14 protein-coding genes and 2 pseudogenes are annotated in these 25572 nt (G+C 57.4%); 10 read left to right on the top strand and 6 right to left on the bottom strand.

Annotated elements, in window-relative coordinates:
* Positions 1 to 570 precede the first annotated feature (570 nt).
* The 3 genes and pseudogenes from A5906_RS27520 to A5906_RS27505 form a co-directional block, all read left to right on the top strand.
* On the top strand, positions 571 to 1656 hold the full coding sequence (locus tag A5906_RS27520) for an HlyD family secretion protein (protein WP_080138386.1): 1086 nt from the start codon (positions 571 to 573) through the stop codon (positions 1654 to 1656).
* A 30-nt stretch (positions 1657 to 1686) separates the two neighbouring features.
* Positions 1687 to 3858, top strand: coding sequence for a peptidase domain-containing ABC transporter (locus A5906_RS27515; RefSeq protein ID WP_080138375.1), 2172 nt, complete (start codon positions 1687 to 1689; stop codon positions 3856 to 3858).
* Positions 3859 to 5499: 1641 nt separating this feature from the next.
* Positions 5500 to 5830 (top strand): annotated as a pseudogene (locus A5906_RS27505) (IS256 family transposase); the annotation flags it as partial.
* 1165 nt (positions 5831 to 6995) lie between these two features.
* Here the strand turns inward: A5906_RS27505 and A5906_RS27495 are convergent.
* From A5906_RS27495 to A5906_RS27465, 6 genes and pseudogenes are all read right to left on the bottom strand, one after another.
* A pseudogene (locus A5906_RS27495) lies at positions 6996 to 8033 on the bottom strand (IS630 family transposase).
* 131 nt (positions 8034 to 8164) lie between these two features.
* Positions 8165 to 8365, bottom strand: a complete 201-nt coding sequence (locus A5906_RS45150) for a hypothetical protein (protein ID WP_080138372.1) — start codon at positions 8363 to 8365, stop codon at positions 8165 to 8167.
* Between the two features lie 224 nt (positions 8366 to 8589).
* Positions 8590 to 9471 carry a pantoate--beta-alanine ligase gene (locus A5906_RS27485; RefSeq protein ID WP_080138371.1) on the bottom strand — a complete coding sequence of 294 codons (882 nt, stop codon included), beginning with the start codon at positions 9469 to 9471 and terminating at the stop codon, positions 8590 to 8592.
* A gap of 200 nt (positions 9472 to 9671) precedes the next feature.
* Entirely contained in the window at positions 9672 to 11153 is a 1482-nt protein-coding gene (locus tag A5906_RS27480) for a pentapeptide repeat-containing protein (protein WP_080138370.1), read from the bottom strand.
* 672 nt (positions 11154 to 11825) lie between these two features.
* Positions 11826 to 12194, bottom strand: coding sequence for an ATP-binding cassette domain-containing protein (locus A5906_RS45145; RefSeq protein ID WP_245326937.1), 369 nt, complete (start codon positions 12192 to 12194; stop codon positions 11826 to 11828).
* 2868 nt (positions 12195 to 15062) lie between these two features.
* On the bottom strand, positions 15063 to 15497 hold the full coding sequence (locus A5906_RS27465) for a VirK family protein (protein ID WP_080138369.1): 435 nt from the start codon (positions 15495 to 15497) through the stop codon (positions 15063 to 15065).
* 703 nt (positions 15498 to 16200) lie between these two features.
* Here A5906_RS27465 and A5906_RS27460 point away from each other — a divergent pair.
* From A5906_RS27460 to A5906_RS27430, 7 genes are all read left to right on the top strand, one after another.
* The gene (locus A5906_RS27460) at positions 16201 to 17169 is read left to right on the top strand and encodes a hypothetical protein (protein WP_245326936.1); all 969 of its coding nucleotides are present in this window, start codon (positions 16201 to 16203) and stop codon (positions 17167 to 17169) included.
* A 1382-nt stretch (positions 17170 to 18551) separates the two neighbouring features.
* Positions 18552 to 18932: a hypothetical protein gene (locus A5906_RS27455; protein ID WP_080138368.1), complete on the top strand. Its 381-nt coding sequence runs from the start codon at positions 18552 to 18554 to the stop codon at positions 18930 to 18932.
* Positions 18933 to 18971: 39 nt separating this feature from the next.
* A complete protein-coding gene (locus tag A5906_RS27450) occupies positions 18972 to 19691 on the top strand; it encodes a response regulator (RefSeq protein WP_080138367.1) in 720 nt (239 codons plus the stop codon).
* Positions 19688 to 21142: a type II and III secretion system protein family protein gene (locus tag A5906_RS27445; protein ID WP_080138366.1), complete on the top strand. Its 1455-nt coding sequence runs from the start codon at positions 19688 to 19690 to the stop codon at positions 21140 to 21142. The genes A5906_RS27450 and A5906_RS27445 overlap by 4 nt, the downstream gene beginning before the upstream one ends.
* Positions 21143 to 21152: 10 nt before the next feature.
* Positions 21153 to 21815, top strand: coding sequence for a CpaD family pilus assembly lipoprotein (locus A5906_RS27440; RefSeq protein WP_080138365.1), 663 nt, complete (start codon positions 21153 to 21155; stop codon positions 21813 to 21815).
* A gap of 198 nt (positions 21816 to 22013) precedes the next feature.
* Complete coding sequence (locus A5906_RS42675) at positions 22014 to 22352, top strand: hypothetical protein (protein WP_080138364.1); 339 nt, start codon at positions 22014 to 22016, stop codon at positions 22350 to 22352.
* 1033 nt (positions 22353 to 23385) lie between these two features.
* Positions 23386 to 25572, top strand: a complete 2187-nt coding sequence (locus A5906_RS27430; protein WP_080138363.1) for a hypothetical protein — start codon at positions 23386 to 23388, stop codon at positions 25570 to 25572.

The following is a 25572-nucleotide window of genomic DNA, read 5'->3' as shown; positions in this document are numbered from 1 at the left end:
GTCCCGTGCAGGACGAAGGGTCTTTGGGCGCGCCGCGGTCGAATGAGAAATTCGGTTCAACGGCTCTGTCGCGGACGCGACGCTAAGATTTCACCAGCTTGCGGGAGCTCTCAGCTAAGTGGCTAGATCGAATGCGAAACGGCTGTTCTGGATTTCTTGCGGAGCAATCGCATGATTGCTCCACACCTCTCTCTTCAGGTTAGTCGAAGAAATTTGCCGAGCAGGACCAGCGAGTGTTCCACATCCGTCAAGCAGTTAACAATGAAGGCCGATATATCGCAGTAGGATGAAACCGAATGACTGCTGGAGGTCTCGGATTATGTGCAGCAGTTGTTGCGACGATGTTCGCAGCTATAGCTTCGTGGGAGTTAATGCGTTAGTTAACTGCCTTCTGTGAAGGACATAGCGGGCGCACACCTTCCCCGTGCGTCGCTCAATCCTGATTAGTCGTTTGGCACTGCCGATCGTCGTACATTCCGTGACAGAGCTATCATGACTGATGTCTTACTGCCTCCGGAGATGGCCAGCTACACTGCAGAGAGCATCCTATCGCGAGAATCAGGACGATCTTTGGCGATCTACAAGATAATTATGTTGTCTGTTGTTGCGGCGTTGGTGTCGCTGCCGTTCATCACGGTGACGCTGTCTGTTCAAAGCGCCGGTGCCATTCGTCCCACCATCGAGAAGACTCCTCTGATAGCGCCCGTCTCCGGACGGATCTCTCGTGTTCTTGCCGTCGAGAACGATCTCGTTGCACAAGGTCGAGAGATCCTAGCTCTCGACGATATGGTCATAGAGGAAAGGATTGGTGCGCTTACGGGCGAAATCCGTCTGAGGCGCGACCGTGCCCGCGACCTCCAAACTCTGATCTCTTCCGGCGCGCAGTCCGATGCCCCCGTCCACCTCCGGACAGAGTCCGCCATGGCGGAGCGGCTGCATTTTCTCAACCTGTTGCGGGAGAACCAATATGCCCGCAGCAACGCCGCGGCGGAACTCCAGCGCGCTCAGCGACTCGTCGCGGTTGCTGCAGCGCCCACCAAGGCGGTTGAGGAAAAGGCTTTCGCGTTGCAGAGCCTCGAGGTGAAAGGTGAGATCCTCGCACGGAGCAAATCAGCCGAATGGAATCAGCTGCTTTTCGACACGAACCTCCGCCTTCAGGAACTCACGGCCAGCTTGCATCAACTCGAGAACGAACGCAATCTGACCCGCATTCGCGCGCCCGTGTCAGGCGCTCTCGAGCAGTTCAACGGCCTGACCCCGGGGAGCTACGTTCAGGCGGGGCAAACCGTCGGTTGGGTCTCGCCCGACCGCGAATTGGTGGCGGAGATCTACGTTTCGCCCAAAGACATCGGGTTCGTGCAGCCTGGCCAGGCGGTGAGGCTCCAGGTCGATGCTTTCAACTACAATCAATGGGGGGTGATTGACGCGACAGTGCTAGACGTCGCGCAGGACTTTACCCTGCAGGACAAGAACCCGGTCTTCAAGGTCCGCTGCGCGCTCTCTCGCAGTTACCTCGAACTCCCAAATGGCGTCATTGGTCATCTGAAGAAAGGCATGACGGTGAGAGCCCGCTTCCTCGTGGCGGAGCGCAGTATCCTGCAACTCCTCTACAATGAGATCGACGATTGGCTCAACCCGCTCCTGGCGGCTCGTTAATTATCATGTCCAAGAAGCCAGTGAGCCGCCATGTCGGGTAAAATCATCAATTTCAAGCAGCGCGACATCACGGATTGTGGGGCTGCCAGTCTTGCGTCCGTTGGAGCCTTCTACGGGTACAAGTTGCCATTGTCGCGGATCCGCCAATATGCCTCGACGGACCGATCCGGCACCACCGTGTCGGGTCTTCTGCAAGCGGCTCAAAAGCTGGGGTTCATTGCCAAGGGCGTCAAGGGAGGCTTCGACAGCTTGTACAAGATCCCCAAGCCGGCCATCGCGCATGTGATCGTCAAGGACGTCTTGCACCACTTCGTAGTCGTCCAGGCGATCGAGGCGAGGTGGGTCACCATCATGGACCCCGCGTATGGCGAAATCCGCAAGCTGTCGCATGAAGAATTCAAGAGGCAATGGACGGGCGTCCTAGTGCTCCTGGTTCCGGCAGACACCTTCAAGCGCCGCGATGAGACCACCTCACCTCTTCTCCGCTTCGCCCGGCTGCTTGCGTCGCACAAAACGGCGCTAACGCAGGCGCTCGTCGGCGCACTGGTAACAACCCTCCTCGGGCTGTCGACGGCCATTTACGTCCAGAAGATTGTCGACCACGTTATCACAGCGGGCAACCGCAATTTGCTCAATCTCATGAGCGTCCTGATGCTGCTGATCCTGGTGCCGCAGATCGTAATCAACCTACTCAGAAACCGGTTAGTCCTGCAAACAGGGCAGAAGATCGATGTCTGCTTGATCCTTCGCTACTACAATCACATCCTAAGCCTACCACAAGATTTCTTCGACAGCATGCGCGTGGGAGAAATCGTCTCCCGGATGAATGATGCTGTGAAAATCAGGAGCTTCCTAAACGACGTCTCGATCACCATGTTCGTCAACCTGCTAGTCATACTGTTCTCGTTCGGGTTGATGTTCATCTACTCGTGGAAGATAGCCGTGGTCGTGGCTATCTCCATCCCACTATATGTCTTAGTCTATTGGACCATCAACCGGCTGAATAGGAAGCGCCAGCGCGCAATCATGGAGAATGTCGCCGATCTGGAGGCGCAATTGGTCGAATCCCTCGAAGCTGTTTCCACGATCAAGACATTCGGTTTGGAGAGCTTCGCTTGCGCTAGGATTGAAACTCGCTTCGTCAAGACCCTGCATTCGGTCTACAGCTCCGGCCTCATCTCGATCGCCGGAGACAATGCCTCGAGCTTCCTCTCAACTCTCTTCACAATCCTGCTAATGTGGTTCGGTACGACGCTCGTTCTGGATCAGGCTGTCACTCCGGGTGAGTTACTTTCCTGCTACGCGCTGCTCGGCTATATCACCGGGCCTGTCGCCACCCTGATCCATAGCAACAGAATCGTTCAGGACGCCTTTATCGCGGCGGATCGCTTGTTCGAGATATTCGACCTTGAGCCGGCACGCGGCGGCGACATTGATGCTACCAAATGCGAGCTTGGTGACATCTGCCTGGAGAATGTCACGTTCCGCCATGGCTCACAGCCGAAACTCTTCGAAGATCTTAACGTCACCTTTCGTCGAGGCGAAATGGCGGCCGTGGTGGGAGAGAGCGGCTCGGGCAAGAGCTCCCTTGCGGCGTTGCTGCAGAACGTCTACCCTCTCGAGAGTGGTCGCATTCGGATCGGTCCCTATGACCTCAAAGACCTCTCGACCGTATCCCTGCGTAAGATTGTTGCTGCGGTACCGCAGTCGACGGACGTATTCTCAGGCTCGGTCATCGAGAATATCGCGCTTGGCGAGTTCGAACCGAAGATCGACAGGATTATGAAAGTCTGCGATCAAACTGGGCTGCGGGAGGTGATCGAGCGTTGGCCGGGAGGCTTCCAGACCTATCTAGGCGAAAACGGCGCACGGCTCTCTGGCGGAGAAAAGCAGCGCCTTTCGTTGGCTCGAGCTCTGTATCGGGAACCGGACATCCTGATCCTTGACGAACCGACCTCCTCTCTCGACTCCCTTGCCGAAGCCACTATTCACCGACTCGTCGATGATTTGCGTCGTGCGGGAAAGACCATCGTGATCATCTCTCACCGACTTAGCACTATCTGTGGTGCCGACAAGGTTATCGTCCTAGACAAGGGGCGGATCGTTGCGGAAGGCCGTCATACAGATCTGCAGCATGAAAACGCTTACCTTCGCTTGTGGGGGGCGCAAACGGGGCCAGCTAAAGTTTCAGATGATGGCTGATCGCGCCTAACGCTCGCTTCGTGCTAGAAATAAGCAACGAATAGACACCCTTTGCTCATTCTGCTTAGCCCCACCATTGCGTCTCCGGCGTTTGGCTGGGAAGTCCACCGATTCAAAATGCTCCCGGGACGTACCGCGATCGTTGCTCAACTGCGCAGCGCTGGCGAGACGCTGTATGTCGGTCGCAGCAAGGGCGAGGCAACGCCGCTCCTGAAGTTCGATACACATATCGGCTCGGGAAGGAGTCCCCTGAGCTACAGGCTCGACGATGGTCCGATAGTGCAGCACTATGCCATGGTAGACTACGACGGTCGCTCTTGATTTCGCAATTGGACGCCGGTGAAGCAGTCAGCGCCTATGGGCGCAAGACGACTTACGGCCAGCCTACTAGTAGTAGCTTGCCACGAATCGAAGGGTACCCATAGGGCGAAGCACTACGTCCATAATTTTCATCGGCTGAAGCGAGACGGTGAGCGGTATCGCCTACCGCTCACCGTCTAACCAAAATGTTTGCGTTTAGTTATCGAGCTCCGGGCAGCCTGGGTGGTTCCATTCACCGGGGTGGCGGTGGCACGGCATCACATCGTGACCTCCCGAAGCCGCACATGCTTCCTCAAGGGTCAATTCGTTCACGCCATAGGCTGATACATCGCTTTCCATGTTTTCTCCTTTCGCACGCTTGCCGGTCAGCAACTGCTGCTGCCTATAACGCAGGGAAGAGCAAGCCTCGGGCCAACCGCGCGCGCAGCATTTTCAGCTTGACAGTCAACGTGCAACGGCCGCTCGAACGTCGTGTTGCGAACACGACCAATCGAACAGTCGGGAACAGGACATGCGCCAAGAAGCAAGCGAGCGTCACCGGGATGCGGATCAGGCGAGGCCGCTACGTCATTGTTCAATTTTGCGCCTCAATGCACGATGGCTGGTCCAAGAAGTTCCCCGAAGCTGTAAGCGTTGCCTGCCGGGCGACAGCGCGGCGACCTCTGGCAAAGTGAAATGATTTGCGTCGTGAGACGGCAGCGCTGAAGGAAGTCGTGGCCGATCTTCCTTTGGAGAACCGGTTGCCAAGACACCGCATTGGCGCCGCACGGGAAGCAACAGGCAGAAGTCTCCGGCGTTTGAGAAGGCCGAGATCATCCTCGGTTGAGCAATCGCATCCTCCAGCAAAGCGCATCCTGGACAAGCTTGGAATCCTACGCGCCCCGCGCTCTATCGCTAGTATGACCGCCACTGCGCGGGCGGCGCCGCCGCGCTGGCCGACATCGATCTCCACCGGAGTGGGTCTGGACCCGCATCCCGGACATATGCGAGGTCAGATCATCGACCTTGCGCAGCCGATTCCGCAGCTGTTGCCGCGCGGTGGACCAGACTTTAACAACGACGCGCACGAGTCCATCCCGAAGACCATCGCACTGCGATGCGGTGAACAGCAAACTGCGTGCCGAAGTGAACTCGCAGGCTCTGCAGGCGCTTCCTCGCGGCGTGTAGCGTCAAGTTGCTGACATTGGTCTCAATACCGACAGTCGGCGCAGCCAGCGTCCACGAGCTATTGCTGAAAGCTGGTGACGGCGGGAATCGGAAAGGAGCCATTTCATGGGGGTGCTTGACGCCTCCACTTCTCCACCGAAGGAGCGATATGCCGTGTCCAAAGATAACATCATCAAGCTGATTCAATTAGGAAATGTCGACGGTCAACTCACTGAAATCTTGCGCGTGCCCTGTGGGCCCAGGCGGTCGAGGCCAAGGTCGCGGATTTTCTCGGCGGGCACGCCGATCTGGAGACCGCGGACGGCTACCAGCGCGTCCTGCGCCACGATCACTTGCCGGAGCGCGAGGTGATGACCGGTATGGTCCGGTCGCGGTCTGCCAGCCGCGTGTACGCGATCGCGAGGCGGACGCTACCGACTCCGACGGCATCCGGTTCTCTCCGTCAATCCTGCCGCCCTACATGCGCCGCTCGAAATCGACAGAGGCTGCTGCTCGCGGCGGAGACGTGTCCAGCCGCATCAACAAGCCGGATACACGTCTGCAGTTATAACCGTCTATTCTGATCAAGCCGGTCGTTGCATTCGGCCGGGGTCCATATACGCATCCTCCGTTTGGTCTACCTGGGCCTAGAAGATCCCATCATCTTTTCAGCCCGCCGATTCGAAATTGTGAATGGGTTATCTGGTAGCAGGTCTAGCGCCTTCGCCTCGGGGGGCGCATCCACCGGGCCCGTTAAGAGAGTGGTCACCACTCACTGTCACCATGTCCGTATCAGGTCGCCATAGGCGGCAGCCAATTCTGAGAACGTCAAATTTTTCGACACGCCCGGTTGGCGGTCTCTTTCAGGAGGGGCCCAATGTTTAAGGGCTTCACAGTGACGATTGCGGCGGTGGTCTTCTCAGCGCACCTGGATCAATACCTCACGTACGGTCGGTACACCGACGCGGCCATAGCTATGTTGCGGCAGATCAGGCATGCGTTTGGGTTTTGAAAAAACGGAGCGCATGATAGAAAGCATTTCATGGGCTGATCTCGAGGCGGAGGAGCAACGCGCCATAGCGATATTGGGAGCTGGGCTCGCTGTAACTGCGCGACCCCGTTGCTCTCCTGACCTTAAGGCGGCTCGGTCTAATCGTAAGCTGCCATTTGACGGCTGCCGCGCACGAACTACGGACGCGCGTTGTCTTAAGCGAACTTGGACACGTGAGGTGATGACCAGATGGTCAACGCGCGGGATCTGACATGACGGTGAGCGACAAAGCGCCCTCTCCGAGTCGATTTTTGGTTCGTCAGGGGGCTCGCGGCTGGATGGTTTACGATCGGCAACGGAAGGGACCCGCTTTAATTGGGATTAGTTGGGCGGTCAATTTGACCAAAGAAAAAGCGGATGACCTCGAGCGGAGATTAAGGGACGAGCACGAGGGCAGACTATAGGAAGCCTGGTGTTGGATGGATGCAATATTGTGTCGTAGCCCAAGTATATGGAAGAGAGAGAGAGAGAGAGAGACGCATACTCGTAAGCGCTCGCGGTCAGCACGTCGATGTCTGCTCTACTGGCTAGACCGAGGCCATTCTCAGGGGTTAACGAAATCCCGGTTGCCGTGGGCAGCAGACGTTGCCTTAAGAGGCCAAGCCCTAGTCAGGTGAATCTAAAGTTCGCCACATAAAGTCTGCTGGGCTTTGTGGCAGAAGCGTTTGACGGAAGCCAAAATCTGGTCAGCGGACTTGGTCCATTTGAAGGGCTTCGGGTTGTTGTTGTGCAGGGCGATGAAGGTACGGATGTCGGCCTCGAGCTGCCTGACGGAGGTATGAACACCTCGCTGGATCTGCTTTCTGGTAAGTTCAGCGAACCAGCGCTCGACCTGATTGATCCATGACGCAGAAGTCGGCGTGAAGTGGACATGATAGTGCGGCCGGCGAGCGAGCCACCCTTTGATTTTGGTGTCTTGTGGGTGGCGTAGTTGTCCATGACGATATGGCAGCGAGCCCCTCAGGGATTTGAGCCTCGATCTCTTTGAGGAAATTCAAGAACTCGACCGCCCGATGTCGCTTGTAGCATTTGCCAATGACAAAGCCGGAAGCGACATCGAGCGCGGCAAACAGCGTGGTCCTGCCATGCCGCACATAGCTGTGCGTGCGACGTTCCGGCACCCCAGCCATCAGCGGCAAGACCGGCTGCTCGCGATCGAGTGCCTGGATCTGGCTTGTCTCATCGACGCTGAGGACAACGGCTCGGTTCGGTGGGGACAGGTAAAGCCCGACAATATCGCGCACCTTATCGACGAATAGCGATCGCTCGACAGTTTAAATGTCTGGCTGCGGTGCGGCTGCAAGCCGAACGCCGTCCACATTCGGCGGATCGTGGTGTGAGAAAAGCCAGTTTCCGCAGCCATCGAACGGATCGACCAGTGCGTCGCGTCGGACGGCGTCGTACGCAATGTCCGCTCGATTACCTCATCAACCTGATCGTCATCGATGGTTCGAGGGGCGGCCAGGGCGGGCTTCGTCAAGCAGGCCATCACAGCGATCCTTCAAGAATCGGCGGCGCCACTTGCCAACGGTGTGTTCGTGAAGGCCGAGTTCGGCAGCTACAGACTTGCTTGGCTGTCCATCCGCGTATCGCAGGATCGCGCGGCACCGCTCAAATAGCGACCGGGCAACACGATGACGACAACTTGCCTCTCCAAGTACGTCCGCTACTGCGGACTAAGCACCAATGGCGCGATCGGCCGACCTCGCACACTGCATTCGCCACTAGCGCTCTCCTCTCTAGAGATTCGAGCAATCAGCTAATGCAACGAATTTGCGTTCCAGATGACTAGATCATTTCCCTTTTACCAACTCGAAAGCTACGAATGTAATACCCCTGCCGCTGAACGGTTGATTTTATCTCGTAGCTGACCTTAAGAACTCTCGTTCTGCTCTTGCGCCATTTATTCGAAGAGTAGAGTGCGGGCATCGGAGAACCGTTGCTTATGACGAGGAAGTCCCCCTTGTGATTGCGATAGACATCAAACATGTCATCCCCGCAGAACTTTCGAGTGGAGCAAATATGTTTGTGTAACGGCCCCTTCAGCTTAGTGCGCTGGGCGCGCGAGCGGGTGGTAGTCTGACTTCGCGGCCTGTGAATCTCGGGGAAATGTTAGCGCAGCTAAGTGATCAGCTCGGCTTCCTTTGCACGTTGTTCCCACGCCACGCCAGCGCACTAGTTTTGTGAAGATCATGCTATGAATATTCGTCTGGCTACGACTGCTCAGGCAGATCGATCCAGAGATCCGGAGCACCATTTAGAAGTGTATCCTGATCCGGAACGTAGATACTATCGAAAATCCTGAGGCCATGAGCCATTGCTGCTCCAACAATTATGAAAGGGAGCTTGACCTGCTGTAGATCTTCGAAGTTGTCAGCGCCGACAATCCGAACAAAATCGAGTTTAAACCGTCGGAACTTGACCCGAGATGTAGCCGACGCTACCAGATCCTTGACGCTCGCCGCTCCTCGGGCGATCTCTTGCCTTGCATGGTCGAGGGCCGTGAACAGACACGACAGCTCATCAAGCTCCGAGCGGCTAAATCGCCTCAAGCGAGACGAAATGGGAACTCCATTCTTGTATCTCACGGTCGGCACAAACCTTATCTCGCAATCGAGAAGGAGGTCTGCGGCGGCGCGCTTCACCAGGATCGCCTGACCGATATCTTTCAGGCCGAAGTAGCTGCGCGTCGGTCGCGCATAACAGATCCAGCGGACTGCTCCGGTAACGGCTTCCTTCAAGCACGCCTCAGGCCCATCTAAACGCAAATGATAGTCACCTTGCGATACAAACGTTCGATAGTCAGGCGGGAACATTTCGGCGTCGTTAGAGGAAATCACGGCAGTCGCTCCCGCACGTAAGGCAAGTCCAATATCATCGTCCAAATTGAAATCGTAGCTCCTGCCTGGTCTAAGCTGGATCTTGTTGGGGTACACTGTGACAATCGCGACATCATTCTCCAATGCCGCTCTTCTGATCAGTTCTGCATGCCCGAGATGCAGAGCGCCGAGTGTGTGTACCGTCCCAATCGCCTGACCTGTTCTCGCGACCTCCCGGATGAACGCCTTGCCTGCGGAAAGACCTGCCAGATGCATTTTCTTACTCCAGTTTTTTGAACCCGAAAGAGTGGCGCGCTCGGATCGCGGAAGGTGCGCGCCCGTAGCGTCTCGCGCGCGCCGCGCACGCCAACGAGCTCCAAAGAGCTTTAATGTCCGCTCAGAGCTCGAACGAGCGCAACTAGGTGTTGTAAGCTCACGGGCGCTGTAGTCCCCTCTATTTTGCGGTTTCCAAGCAGTCAGGTTGACCCTTCTCGGCTACGCCTGATCAACGATGAGAATTCGGCCAGATAGTTTGATGGCTCGCGGGGCTGGTCGCCCTCCAGAGCGACCTGCAGTCCGCGACAACGGTCAGCAAAAAACGGTGGCTCGAAAGTGGTTATCTTAGCACCCGAAAAGTCGACCTTTACGAAGCTGGCCTGGAAGGGCGATATCCCGCTCAGATTCGCATCGCGCAAGGACGATTGGTTCATGCGAACGTATGCGGCCCGCGTTGCCTCCAGGTTGCTGTCGGTCATACCCGCGGCAAGGTATGCCTGAACGAGATTGGATCCTTCGAGATTTGCGTGATCCAACGCCATTGATTGCGGCGGATCCCCGGTGATCATCGACCTGTAGAGGTAAGCCTGGGATAAATCCGCATGTTCGAGATCGCAGTCGCGCACAAAGGCGCAGCGGCCACGAAAACCGGTGAGTTTAGCGGCTCGCATTGTGCTCTCGGTTATCGAAATGCTTTCGCCTGACGCGCGAGATAGGTCCGCTCCATCCAGCTGACAGGCATGAATAGATGCACGGTTCAACACAGCACCGACGAGGTTTGCGTCAGACAACCCTACGGACAGTAGCCGCGCCTCGGTCAAGTCTGCCTGCTCCAGCTCCGCACTCGCGAGATTTGACAGGTGAAGATCAGCAAATGGGGCGCTCAAGGCTCTCGCCGTAATCCGCCCGCTCACCTTTGACAGTCTCAGATAAGGAAGATGAGCGCCTTCCAAGACAAGACCGTCGACGGAGGTTGGACGCACGATCGATAAGCAGTCCCCCTTTGATTGGAAGAACGAGCAGTCCGCCAGATGCGCCTTCGTGATCGTGACTTGGCTCAGCTTAGCAAACCGGAACGAAGCGGAAGGAAGGAAGCATTCATTGATGGTTGACCCCTGTAATTCCGCGCCATCAAATACAGCATCACTCGCGTCGCACTGGTAAACGAGGAGCCCGCTGAGCATCGCGTTGTCAAAGCGTGCCCTTTTCATGCTGCAACCGTGAAAAAGGCTGCCGGTTGCATCAATTACATTGCGCAGACTGGCATCATCGAAGTTGCAGACCTGCGCTGCCATCCCATGCATATAGGCAAAATCGAGCTTGGCCCCGAGGAAACTTGCCCGCTCTAGCCCCGGACAAATAAGGTTCGCCCCGGAAAGATCTGCGCGATCCAACTTTGCTCCGTAGAGCTGCGCACGATTGAGAGTACAGCGTCGCAAGGGGAAATCTGAGAGGTCGTGGCCGGTAAAGTTCTCCGAGGAGAGCTGCAAACCGATACCGGTCCGTTTGATCGACTCCTCGGTTCGCCTCCCGACAGCTGCGACCGCGCGCAGCCGATCGGCAGCTCGGCTCCAGTACCGAACAAACTCGCCATCTGATGCAATCTTGTTTTTCGGATCTGCGCAGTGCTCTGCCCCTTCATCCACGGTGCACTCGCTATCAGCGCCGATCCTTTGCGACATGTCGAGGATTCCGTTGTACGGATTACGAGGGGCCTGTTACTGACCTTTTTGCGCTCGGCCTGGACGCAAGCTATGCGCTTTGTGGCGAACTCGTCTGCATTGGCGACACGTTGCGTCGATGCGGCTCCTATTAGGTCGGTGCGCAGCTGACGCTTGAGCACGTCAGCGGACTTCTAGTCATGCTCCCCACTGCTACTCGGCGCGATTGTTCACCAAACTCGCCACCTTTGATAATGAACGTTCGTTTGACACTGCCGATATGTGCAAAATTGCGGTTTTTTCGTCAGCTTTTGGACAATCCACATCACTCTCCAACAAACCGAGTGTGCAACATTTTGGTCCTGCTTCTTTTTCAGAATGGACCCGCGGCTTACGGGCACAAAAATGATCGTTCATCTAATTCTGCACTCGGCTGGCTTCACCCTATTGATAGCAACGACCGTGCCAGCCGCATCAGTCGGAATAACCGGCTGAATAGGCGTCATGAAATCGAAATTGATATCGAATGTTTTGAATCTGACGAACACGATCTTGCTGTCAGGAACCGCACCATGATTGCTAGGCTATCGTGGAAGCAAAGATCCCGAGGTCGTTTGCAGGTGAGCAAGAGCTGCAATTGCTTGCGGGCAGGCAATCGATGATTTGCGATTCCGCACTTGCGGATCGCCGGCCTCACGGACCATTACAGCAGGATTGGGGCGATGGCGCTGACCGCCCGAGAGCTCGAGCGGTCCTCGGTCTAGCAAAGCCAGGGATAGTCCCATCATATCGAGAAGCTCGATGGCGCTCCTGCCGCTTGCTCCGTGTCTCAACGTCGCTCGAAAGGCTGTCGCATATGATGCGTCCGACCGTCCAATGTGGACCAAACGAGCCAAGACGGTCCTGGTAAATCATCCATATCGAGCGCCGCCGAGGCCGCCGTTCCCGTTCGGCAAGCGTGGTCCAAGATCGGCCTGCAAACTGAACGGCTCCCCGGTCAGGCTCGTCGAGCGCCAGTATAATGCGCGCGGTCGTTGACTTTCCTGATCCGGGCTCACCCACGATGACCAAAGTCTCGCCGGATCGCAGTTCGAAGGGACGCCGTCCACCGCCGCCCGTAAAGCGCCGTCCGGGGCCTCAAAGCGCTTCACCAGACCTGTCGCTTCGAGCAGGATGGAACGAGCTTGCGGCAGTGATTGCACGTGCGTGGGGCTGCGCTTGCCGACCAGGCGAACGCACAATAGTCGATGGTGAGAGATGTGAGCCGCGCGGCTGGCCCGATGGCATGATGTCCAGCAGCTGACGAGTATAGAGGTGTCGCGGATCTTTGAATATCTGGACGGCGGGATCGCTTTCGACGACCTCTCCTCCTCGCATGACGAGGATCTCATCCGCGACGCGGGAGACCCGTGCCAGATCGTGACTGATCAGGATCAGCGCCTTGCCCCGCGCGGGTCGTGTTTTGCGACCGGCGCGCCGATGCGCCCCCTCGCATCAGCAGGCCCAACCGAGGATAATGAGGTTCACGCCACCCGGCCCGGTCACGAATCCGATGACTGCAGCCAGATTCAGCTGTTCGGATCACAGCTTGCATCTTGCCGAACATTTCAAGGACATCCACTCGCAGCCCATGCAAGCTGGCCCAGTCAGACTTCTCCACGCAGCTCGAGCTCACCGATTGCTGCGCTTCCGCCGGGCTGCTTCTCCCGGCCCTTTCCCACGGTGCTGCCGTGGAGCGGGACAGCAACAATGGCGCCTCATCTCGCCAAACTCAGCTCTGAACCGGGCTATCCAGCACAGCCGCAAGGGTCCCGATTTTTCTTCAAACAATGAGTGTGGTCAGCTGTTCGACAGCTAAGCCTTCTAGCATAGCAACATCTCTATCCAGACAGGGCGCCGACTTGATGGCTCATAATCTGGAAGAAAAGCATGACCTGGGTCCCGGGTCGGGTCCCACCCGTATGCCCTCAACACACCGACCCGCTCGAGAACCAGGCCCGGCGCGTTTTATAGACATTGTGCGCGTCTCGGTTGTTGATCCTTATCAGATCAACTTTGCACGAATGAGTTTATTGACAAGCCTGCCAAAGGGAGAACGGAATGGCCCCATTTGACAACGTCAAGCCATCCGAGGCTCGGATGAATTACCTCGAGCCGCAACAGGATGAGACAGCACAAGCAGACTTTGAGCAGCAGCTTAGAGAGTCTCAGCCAATCCTCGCAGCCTCAGGTGCACCCGGGGCTGGATCGAACCAGACTGTAACGGATGGCAACAAGAGAGCACGAGCTATCCCAGAGAACGAACGGTGCGCGGTTGCATCCTTCGTCAGAACGCGCGCTCAGCTTGCCGCAACACTGACCTGCGCGAACATTGCGGAACTCAGAAGAGAAATCGAGCTTGCTGGGCAAAGATCAGCACAATGGTCAAGAGCGACCGGACCATCAGCCGTCCGCATCGATAGTGGCCGCATTTACGACGACGTGATGGCATCGTCATACGCGGAGCTGCAGCGCCTTCAGAACCACGCCAGCGATTGCAAGCCACATGGGTTGGACGGTCAAAGCGCGATGGCTCATTTGCGCTCCATGGCGGCTTTGCGTTACCGCGAAGCTCCCTGGAATATCTGGGGAGGCCAACGACTTGATCTGGGTCGCGCAGCGGCAGAGCACATGAGGGGCGACACCAGTTCTTCGCCTTTTGTGTCACTGTCCGAGGAGGCCTCACAACTGCCCTTTCGCCGGACGATGACAACGAGTATGGTGCCAAAGTCATCGCGGAGAACGCGAATGAGTTGCACACCTACACGGTGCCGAGGGTTGCAACTTGGACGGCGGAAGAGATCGTCAGTATTCTTGAGGACGGGACTGAGGATGATGAACCCGATCTGGCATGGGTGAGCGATACCCCAACTGAAGAACGAGAGGTACTGTTTCTGGGTGGGAATCTGGATGACTATCGGACCGCTAGCACATCGAATCCCTACAGAAAGTCAGGAACAGGAGGCTGATGGAAGAGGCTCCGGAAGGGTGATTTGCCTTTCCGATGCTCGGAACAGTCGAAAGCAGCGTTGGCGCTATAATGCTCCGGTCTAACTGCCAGCGCGGGGGGACTGGTCACCTACCGCGCTTGGAAAATCAGCCTCAGCCGAAGCCTGTACCGTCTCTAAATTCGGAGCATTTGTCCTCAGGTTGTAAAAGGCACTTGCCGACCATTATCATTCTATCTTTCTGCCCGGCCAGGTCCGTTTTGGAAAGCTAACGTGAGTAGCGAAAGAAGAGGGAGCGATGCCAGCTTCGGGAGCTTGAGTAGCTGCCTGAGGTGTGGACGAGCACCTCGTTCGGCCAAGATTGCGGCCGATGGAAGAGAAGGGCGCGACCACCGGTGGGTTGATCGCGTTATATCGATCAATCCTGCAGTCCGGCTTGGTACACTTGAGCGTCAGATCTTAAGCCGCTGAATCAATCACGTTGTGGCTGCATTCGGCAGCACCGCAATTCAGATGAAAGGCTCCCACAGGACGTGGAATGAAAATACGATAGCATCCCGGATTGGCCTAGGGTCGAGTATCATCATCGCGAGCCCACGGCTGAATTGGCATGGAAATAACGTTCTCACAAAGACCGCGAGACAGCGTGCGGACGTAGCTTGGCGAGCTCATCTGGAGCGTTCAAGTGAGAGGCTTGGCCCCAACCTGTAAGGCGACCGCCTGAACCGCCGATCTTCCAATCCTGACATCGACTGGAGATCGACGGCCCTCATGAGTTATCTGAGCAGCAAGTGCGTGCAACTTGATCCTCCCCGACGAAAGGGCGGCTAGAAACCCTCTGACCGTTCCTGACGATCGAAAAGGATCCGTATCATGCCGCACGAAGGTGTCCGCACGATTAAAGGATCAGTCTTTGAGGCGCACCCCTGTTCTGTGCTCTTCGTTACCAGATGAACTTTGCTCCATCCGGCAGTTCGCAGATGAATTCGCCTTGGTTCACGAGTTCGGTGGCCCCGACGACAAGTTTCGAGGCTCGCACCGTCAGCTTGCCTTCGCGGCTAAGACTATGGCGGATGTATTCGGTCACGGCACGTCCGGAGCTGTCGACCGTTTGATGAGCATTGGAGAAGCTGATGCCGTTCTGGACGGTTACCCTGAAAGCATTGATGACCAGACCGGCCTGCGTCGCCGAGGCAGGCTTGCCACCCTCCGCGCTGCTACAGCGGCTCATGTCCAGTATGAGCTTCACATTCTTCCCCGCCTGGAGGGCACCGAGCACCTCGGTGTATTTCGGCGAGGGCTCATCGGCTCTCGCCGGCGCGCTCGCGGCCGATAGCAAGGACAACAGGATCGTTAGTCCTCGGCCAGTAAACTTCATATGCTCTTCTCCCTCGATAAGTACTGTAGATGGCATTTTTCAAGACGTCGTTCTCGCAAGCCGTTTGGTTGATTCCAGACAACAAACGAGTTCGCGCCTGTACAAAGCAGCCTGCCGCAACGACGCGCAAGTAGTTGTCACGGGTATTCCGACATCACAACCTCGTAGGTCAGTTTTTGCTGAATGGTTTAGCCCCGCGCGCGTCGACCAGAACGATACGATCGAGCGCCGTCCGCCTGGACACCACAAAGCGGAAACCGGTTGCGCTCATTCCCGCTGGGCATACGAGCGAGAGAATGCAATTCTCACATCTGCATAAGCGGGCGATGTACGAAAGACCTTTTCGACCGGCCGCAAGCGCCAGCTTGTCTATCTTGCCATGCAACGACTGTCTGCCAAACGCGCTCGCAATGTGGTGGTGAAGCGAACCTGATGCGAGGCACCGAACAAGCTCAGTCAAGACACGCGACCTCGGCCTAGTGGAACAGCAATGCCATAAGGCTCAAGGCAGCACAGCATTTTGAACCGTCGCTTTGCGCAGCATCCATCCAGCTGACCGCACGCCTCGCTGACTGGCTCCATTCGGCTTCCTCAAGAAGCTGAAACTAAATGGCCGTCTTCCTGGCCCGTCAGCTTCTCGAAAGCTGAACCTGCAACAATCTACGCCGACATCCGGCACTTCGAAGGGCAGAGAGAGAGATGAATGTTGATCCACGAAATGCCGCACCCCCCCTTCGAGGCTCACAACGCGTTACAACAGCCGCCCCACGGCCAACAGGACGAGCTTGACGCCCAGATCGGCACACCGGCACACAATTCAGAAGATCAAGCAAGCTTCGAGCAGCAGCTGAATGACTTAGATCTAGACGACCTAAATTCGATCTCCCCACCGTCGGTTTCAGTCTCCTTAGCGCCAAACTCCGCGACTGCCACGTCCTCGTCCGTGCCAGGCGAGGCCGCCTCGGGGAGCAGTCGCTATCCGGCCTCATCATTTGTCAGCGCGCGCGCTCAGCTTGCGGCAACACTGACAGGTGCAACTCTTGAAGCGCTTCGGAGTGAGATCGATCTTGCCGAGCAGCAAGCGGCACGTTGGTCACCTGCGACCGCATCTGCCGTTGATCGAGACAGCGTGTTCAACGACGTGGTGCGGTCGTCATATGTCACATTGCGGCGTTTTCAGAATCGGGACAGTGATTGCAAGCCGCACGCAGAAGAAAACACCCGCGCAATAGTGCATGTCCGCAATACGGCTCGGGATCATTCTTCAGTTGGAGATCATCCGGAGCGGTATCCCATTGACCGAGCGCGCCAAGCTGGCTGGCATATGCGCGGCAAGACAACAACATCACCCTTCGTATCATTGGTCGAAGATCCGGCAAAACTCGTCGCTTCTCGCGATCACTTGGCGAGAGCGATCGCCAACAATGCAGACGCGCTGCACACCTACACCTTGCCGAAGCTCACTGTCTGGACGCCCGACGACGTGCTGAGTAGCATTGCGCTTAGAATGAATGCCGAAGATCACGACAACATCGATGCGGACGTCGATTTGATGTGCTCGCTGGGCAGAACCCCAACCCGAGAAACCGAGCGGCTGTTCCTGGGTGGAAATTTGGAAAGCTACCGCACCGGTAGCGGAAACAATCCCTACAAGCGGGATAGTAACGAGTAGATAGTCTGTCGGCCGCACCATTTGGCGGGTTGGTTGGCGTTCAAGCACCACAACACCCACAAGGTAACACAAGGTAGAGGTGGAAGCGGCGCACCAACTCCAACTCGCGCACAACGACCTAAACACAATGAGGGCGACCGATGGCCCGATCAACTCTTATCGAGGGGTACAGCCGTTGAGGACTCCGACGGAAGACGCACTTCCGATGGTCGGGAGGACGCCGGACCATCCTCTCGCCCGTGAGTTTCCGCTCTTTTCAGCATCCCGGCACCTTGGATGCCCTGAGAGATCGAACGACATGAATTTTTTGACGCCCTCACGGTTGGCAGACGGCTCGGTGAAGTAAGCCGCTGATCGCGCAGCATCCCGTGTTAGCTAACTCGGCCTGACATTGACGGCGCGATCAACCAACAGATGTTTCGGCCGAGATCGCATCGGGTATTCACTCGTCCGCGGCAACCGGCGCTGTTACAGGGCAGCCAATCCGACATCTGGATGCGTTCCATAAAAACAATCGATTTTGCCGCGCGTGCCTAAACGCCTCATAGTCGATCGCAATGTATGGAGGCCGCATTCAAAATGACATCTGGCAATCGATTCTCTCCGCAGTCCCCTTGCCGAACAACTTGGCTCGCGCGATCGGCAGTCTACAAGTTAGCTCCTGTACGTCACGCGGACGCTCCCTCGCCACGGTCTTCCCGCTAAATTGACACGTATGAGGCGGATCGGAACGCCTGATCCTGGCGTCATGGCTTACCCGACGCTTGCTAAGAACGCCTGCCTCTTCGCCCACTGCTCTACGCTTAATTGGACGGACAAATGCTCACGATCTTGGACAGAGCGAGACGGACGGCCGCGCGCAGCTCGACGACATGCCGCACTGTGTCGCCGTTTCGTCACAACGCTTCCGAATTTGATGGCACCGCTACCAACGAGCATTTAAAGACACTTGAATCTCACCCCGCGTCAGATTGTAGGATTTCCGACAGTCTCGCGATACAATCCGCTCGCGTGAACTCTTCCTGACAGGTGGCAATATTGCAAACGTCTCAAAACCTCAATGCTGGTTCGATCGACCTGGCCACACTCGACTGCTCCTCTTCAGAGCTTGCATCGTTCGTCTGCTGTAGGAGCGCGGGACGAGCGACCGAGCTTCACAACAGTTGACATCTTGCTTGGCTATCTCCGGCTAGCGAGAGGATGTCTATCTCGGGCGCGTTGATCGCTTCATCGCATCTCGGCCTTTTGCAGCCCGTTGGCCGACACATAGCGCGTTAAGTGTCTTTAACGCGGAACACTTGCAATGCCGTGACTTGACGGCCTTACGAGCTCAATAGCCTTGCAAGACTGACCGCGAATCAAGACGGATTGGGGAGTTTTCAATGTTGTTCTCGCAAGTCTGTTCGGCGGCAAATACAGCTTCTCTCGCCCGCGCTTTGATTTCGCTCGGGCGGCTTGGCGCGATCGCTACTGCAGGCGTTCGCGTCGCGCATCCAGGCACGGCAATGCTCGGGCAACAGATGCAGCAACGCGCCGACGGGACTCTCAGCCCCGTAAGAGATTGCAGAGCTCTTGCCTGCGTAAAGGATATATTGAACCGCGCCGCCCGCTCCGGCGCGCGCCCGCAAGCCACTTATCCGATGGCGATGGACGCGCAGGCATCGGTTGCCCGCCAACAAGCTATTGCGCATCGTTTACGGCTTTTCGAATTCACGCCAAACCGGCAGCATCTGGCTTCCGCCGGATCTCATGGTCAAACGTGACACGCTCAAGTCCTGCAGGGGATGGACGAGAGGCGATGAATGCGAATTCTCCTGGTTGATCATCATGCGGACTTTGGCCGCGCTGTGAAGGCAACGCTTCTGAATTGCGGGTTCGTGGTCGACGTGACCCCCACGCTAGATGAGGCCTCAGCCGCGCTGGATTGCGCGAACTATCACATCGTACTGCTCGAATCCGTCTTGCCGGATGGAGATAGTTTGGACTGGTTGAAGCAGTTGCGGCGCGAAGGACGATCAATGCCGGCAATGATGATGAGCAGTCTCAATGATCTCAACCGGCGAATTGCAACCTTCAATGCCGGGGCAGATGATTTCCTACCCAAGCCTGTGTCGATCGACGAACTCATCGCTCGCATGCGGGCCATTTTGCGACGGTCAACGCAAATGACGGCGCCGGTCGTGACATTCGGGAATCTTCATTTCGATCCGATCGCCAGACAAGTCTCGGTCGGTGGTCGAATTCTGCGGATTGCCCGGCGTGAGGTGTGCATTCTCGAACATCTGCTCAATCGCGCCGGCCGCACTGTGCCGCGCACATCGCTGGAGGATAGCCTGTACGCGTTCGACGACGAGGTCTCGACCAACGCGCTGGAGGTCGGGATTTATCGCTTACGCGCGCATTTGAACCAGGCCGGTGCGACGCTCAGGATCAAGACCGCGCGCGGCGTCGGTTACACACTTGAACTCATTGGCACGGCATCGGCTGCGGAGCAGTCTCACTTAAAGGCAACAATCTCTTGAAGGTCCTTAATAATGCCGCCGGCGCTATTCAGCCGCCTACGATCACCAGCCCACGCGGCTCTGCCGCTCTGCCACGTCTCTGCTATCTCGTATGCGGATTTGCTTTGCTGTTTCCGCTTGCAGCCTCAGCCGAGACGAAGCGGGACGGCAAAGGAGAGGTGCCACGTGCGGCACCTGGCAGCACCACGGGCACGCTCAACCTTACCTCGTCACAGGGAAAGACAGTTCATCTGAGCGCGCCGGCCGCGACCATTTTTGTTGCCGACCCGACCATTGCCGATTATCAGGCTGCCTCGAGCAGTACAATTTTCGTGTTTGGCAAAAAGTCCGGGCGGACGAGCCTGTTCGCCCTGAACGACAACGGAGAGGCTCTTGCCGAGCTGCGGGTTGTTGTCACCCAACCGATCGAGGATCTGCGGGCCGCGCTCAGGGCCGAGGTCGGCGATTATCCAATTCAGGTCAGCTATACCCCGCGCGGCGCGATCCTTAGCGGGACGGCGCCCAATGCCGATGTCGCTGAGGCGGCGAGGAAGGTCACTGAGCAATTTGTTGGCGCGGGCGCGCCGGTTGTCAACAAGATCCAGGTCGCCGGCTCACTGCAGGTGAATCTCAGCGTGCGGGTGGCAGAAGTCTCCCGCAGCGCCGTCAAGGATCTAAATATCCGCTTCACCGCCTCCGGCCCAAATGGCGCTTTCCTTATTACCGGCAAACCGGGCGGGTCCGGCGCGGCCGGCGGCGGCGGCACGATCGGGGTCGGGATTAGCGCCGGCAATACCAACCTCAGCGCTGTTCTCGACGCTCTCGCCAGTGAGCACCTCGCCTCCATCCTGGCTGAGCCAAATCTGACAGCGATGTCAGGGGAAGCCGCAAGCTTCCTCGCCGGCGGCGAATTTCCGATCCCGGTCATGCAGGATAACCGACAGGTTTCGGTCCAATTCCGGCAGTTCGGTGTGAGCTTGGAATTCGTCCCCACTGTGCTCAGCAACAACCAGATCAATGTCCGTGTGAAGCCGGAAGTCAGCGAACTGTCGAGCGAAGGCGAGGTCAAGATCAATGGTATGGCGGTCCCTGCCCTCTCGACTCGGCGGGCGAGTACCGTGGTCGAGCTCGCCAGCGGCCAGAGCTTTGCAATCGGCGGCCTCATCAGGCGTAACTTCAACACTGATATCGGCGAGTTTCCCTGGCTCGGCGATGTACCGATCCTGGGTGCGCTTTTTCGCTCTTCATCGTTTCAAAAACGCGAAACCGAGCTGGTTATCGTTGTCACACCTTACATCGTGCGGCCGGGATCAAATCCAAGTCGGATAAGTGCGCCGACCGACCGCATCGCACCGCCATCAGATGCAGGCCGCATTTTGACGAACACGCTGGCACGGCCGCCTCAAGGCCGCGATGCGCCGCGCGCGAGCGCACCAGGATTGACGGGCAACGCCGGCTTTATCATCGAATGAGGATCGACAAATGACCCTGCGATGCTTTTCCCATTTGATTGTCATTGCCGCAACATTGGGGGGCTGCGCAAATAGTGCCTCGCTTTACCCCAGGGCTGCTGAACAAGGAGTCCAGATCGAACAAAAAAGGCGAGTCATGTTCCTGCAGAGCCTCCGCGCCCCCGAGAAGCTTCAGCTGCGTAGTTTTATCGCCAACGTAAGTGGCGGCCGGCGGGACGCACTCCATGTGGATGTCAGCGGCTCCCCTAAGCTCATTGCGCAGGTGGCGCACGAGGCCCGCGCCATGGGCGTAGATCCCTATAACATCCGCCTGTCCGCTTCTCCCCTAAATTTACCCGGCCGTTCCGGCGTCAGGATCGAGGCGATCACGTTCGAAGCGCATCTTCCGAACTGTCCGTCGCTTTCGATCGTGGGACCAGCAGTGAACGACAATTCGTTCGAACCGACGCTTGGTTGCTCGACCAAAAACAATCTGGCCGTTATGGTGAACGATCCGCTCGACATGGTAGATAATCGGTCTGTCACCACGGTTAATGGCGATCGCGCCGTCGCTCCTCTTGCCAACCACACGACTCTCGCCCCGCGCAACAAGAGCAACGGAGAAGAGGGAGCAGCCGCGGTAGCGTCGGACGCGGCGGGAACGACAACACAGAATGTGCAACCGCTCCGATAGCCTGTTTAGGCGCATGTCCGAACTCACTGTGCGACGGCTTTGGCTTGAACGCCGTCACCACGTCCGTAACACGGCGCCGGCTCTGTGTGTCACGATCATGCTGTGCTTATGACGCAAGGGTCGAGTGTAGCGCGCATTGCGCGAGGGGCGCGTGCTTACTACTCCGGGTGAATAGCGAAGGGACCCGACTCAATTTCGATGCTTTCCAATGGCGCGCTCGATTCTCGACCGGCGGTGGTCGACAACTGGCGAAGCAAGACCACCGACGACTACTTCCCCGGCCACATCAAGGGTAGCGAAGGACGCTCTTTCCGCTTTGACGTCGAGCCTTGTGAGTCCGTCTCGACGATTGCGATGCGCTCTCCGTTCCTCATTAGCGCAGTGCAATTCCGGCGGCCGGCGTGCTCCTACCGCTTCCCCCTTTTGGGTGACCAGAGCAAGGGCGTACATCTCATGCGCGTCCGGGATGACAAGGGCTGCAACGCACGACTTTTCCAAAAAGGGCCAACTTACCTCGCCAATCGAGAAGAACATTAAGAGTGAGCTGGCACTCACAGCCAATAAGAGCGATCATTTACGCCTCGGCCGAGGCCAGCAATGCCAGCGCAAGCCTTTTATTGAAAAGGCGCGAACTGAGGGAGTTCTCGCGCTGCTAAGCGTGTGGCGGACCTATGCCGCTCAAGCAACCGCGTCGCATTTGGCGCCATGCTTTCTGCGAGCGCAGCTGAGCTGTTCGCGCGGCTCGCTCGGCGGCCGTGCAAAACGCCTCGCCATGGTGAATGGCGCGCGACCCGGATTGCTCTCCCATCATCTCGTGCAAGATCAGGCCGCACCAATCGAAGCTCATCCAGTGCGTTTGTCCTGACGACGTGACAGATCGCCGATTGCCCCAGTTTGATTCAAAATCGGAAATGGTGATTCACGCCAAACCTGATTGTATGAAACTGCTGTTTGAAGGTGAGTGGCGGTCCGCCTCCAACGTCAAGGGCGCGGGCCGGGCCGTCGCCAGCAATCTGTACTTGCCCCGTTACCAACACAGGGAGAGTAGCGTCTGCTGAAATCGAAGTTGTCGTATTCAAGCTTGGCTGCCCCGCCGGGTACGAAGCCATATTCGACGTCTGCACCTAATGTGCGCCGAAGATCGTTTTGGTCGTTCCTGCTACCGATGGTCGCATTCGCAGCAGAGCCTGTCGCAATGCAATAACAGCCGGTTGATCGATGCCGGTGCTGGAATGAGCCCGCAGTGCGCCGCCCTTGATATAGAGCAAAACACGATCGCCTAGCGCGACGCTGAGCTGGCCGATGATGTCACTGATCCGCTTGGTTTCGTACCTGCACAGCTAATCGGCTGCAATGTCGATTTCGATCTGCCGCCACTCAGTTGAAGAAGCTCATTTTCATTCCGACGCTTTCTCTCGCCGCACGAGCGATGCAGCAGCGCCGTAGAGACGGCACTTGCCGGCTATCATTTACCTTTCATTCTATCTTGCCTTCCCGGCTCGCCACGTCAGGTTTTGGAAAGCTAACGTGAGTAGCGAAATAACGAGAAAATGAGGCCAGCGGACTGACCATGGACCGATTCAATACGATCAACCCAGCCGACAACGGGTCAATTGGGTCAGATGCCATAGTGGAACAGCCGCAAGCAGCGTTTGATCAGCACCTGGCAGACGTGCGAGAGGCGGGCCCCCTATATCCTCACGCAGAGCTATATGATGTCACTGAGGAAGACGATCGCCTTATCCAGGCAGCGTCCCGCGCTGCGCTCGAGCGAGGTCATCCGAGTTCTACCACAGTCAGTATTTATGATCGTCGGCTTCGCCAATTGGCTGACGGTCTGAAGCAGTCCGGCAAATCAATTTCTGGGCTCGATGACGATACGTTACTCGCTTACGCCAGGAAGCTGCTGCCAAAGGACAAGGTCATCGCCCCAGCATTGTTTATGGTCAGTCGGTACCGCGAGCCTGACGCCAACGCTCACCCCCTCTCAACACATTATCGTCCTTCCAGGGAAGATGAGAGGCTCATCAGGGATGCCGCCGAGGCAGGTTTTGGTCGAAAGATCGCCCCGACAACGGCCAACGGCTATGCGAGCGGTCTGCGGAAGTTGGCGGCAGCCCTTCGACCCTCGTCCATTGCCAAGCTTAGTGATGATACGCTGCTTGGCCACGCGGACAGATTGTTTCCGAAGGACAAGACGCTCATCGCCGCCTTGAATGGTCTCCGCGATTATCGCGCGATTACCCCGCAGAACAATTTAGCCGGAGAAGGAGGCAGTTCGCGTCAGGTCATTCAGCCGTCTGTCCCGTCGCCTATGCCGGCCGATGAGCAGCCGATCGGGAGCGTTGCGGATGGGCGCGGCTCATTGCCGCCGGGGTTCAATGCTCCGCAGGCCTGGCCTGCAATGGGGTTAGCCGCCCATTCTCCTATAGAAAGTGTCGCCCAGGACGTGCTCTTCGATGCCGCGGATGGCGAGAACCTCTTGCCGGCGACAATGCTTGAGCTAACGGTCAGTTCAATGGCCCACTCGCCGGTGCAAAGTGTCGCTCAGGATGCGCTTTTCGATGCCGCGGAGCGCGAGAACCTCTTGCCGCCGGAGGCCTTCGATACACCGGCGCCTTGGCCAACGATGAGTCCAACCGTCCCCTCGCCGGTGCAAAGTGTCCCTCAGGAAGCGCTTTTCGATGCGGCGGAGCGCGAGAACCTCTTGCCGGCGGAGGCCTTCGATACACCGGTGCCTTGGCTAACGATGAGTCCAACAGTCCCCTCGCCTGTGCAAAGTGTCGCTCAGGAGATGCTATTCGATGCCGCGGCCTGGCAGCCGAGCTCGCCGCAGCCGAATTCCGCCTCTGAAGACCACTCTGGACGGATGATGAACCAAGGCGCTGCGGCCCAGACCGCAGTTGAGCAGACGTTCGCCGCAGCCGGCGACGCCTTTGATGCGTCTTTGAGCGTTCCCGAGGATTTCTCCCACGGCACCCAGGCCGCGCCGAAATTGATGCGCACCAGGCTTGGCCGCTGGGGCCTCTTGCCGGATGCAGCACAACGGGTAAAGACCTACGACATTTGCGGTGAACGCTATACGGCCGCCTTGGGACCGGGAGGGCTCGACGATGTTCAGCTCGTCCATCTGCGGTCGCCCGCTATCGGCGATACTTTTGATGTTTCGTTCGCCGTTCCCGAGAATTTTTCCCATCGCACCCAGCTGGCCCCCGACAGGATGCTGTCCACCTTGGGCAAGTGGGACTTCTTGCCTGTTGAGGAACATCCAATCATGAATTACGAGATCGGCGGCGAACGCTACACCGCCATCTTGGGACCGGAAGGGCCCAACGACGTTCAACTCATTCATCACCCTCGGCCCGCATTGCCGGGTGAAGCTACGCCGGCGGCACCAAGGACTTCCTCAGATATCTATGGCGATCTTGCGCCAGGGTTTGCTTCGCCGGCACCTTTCGAATCGGGTGAGGACGCACCTTGGGCGCTGGCGCCAAACCTTCCCCTGCCGTCTGCCGGACCGGCATCAGGCCATCAGCCAGTCCCGCAAGTGCCTGAACTGGGAGGGTTGTTAGGCGACGGCTGGACGCACGCCTCCCAAGAGGCTTCACCTGCCGTGATCAACATATTGCAGAGCCTGGGTCTTCTGCCGAGCCGGGACATCCTAATAACCGTTTTTTCGATCCACGGTCAGTTCTACACCGCCGAAAGCCTACCGGGAGGCCGCGTTCTTCTCTTCCATCAGCCACAATTTGGCTGA

This window comes from Bradyrhizobium sacchari (genome assembly GCF_002068095.1).
In the GTDB taxonomy this organism is placed as follows: Bacteria; Pseudomonadota; Alphaproteobacteria; order Rhizobiales; family Xanthobacteraceae; genus Bradyrhizobium; species Bradyrhizobium sacchari.
This window is presented reverse-complemented; position numbering and strand designations above follow the sequence as displayed.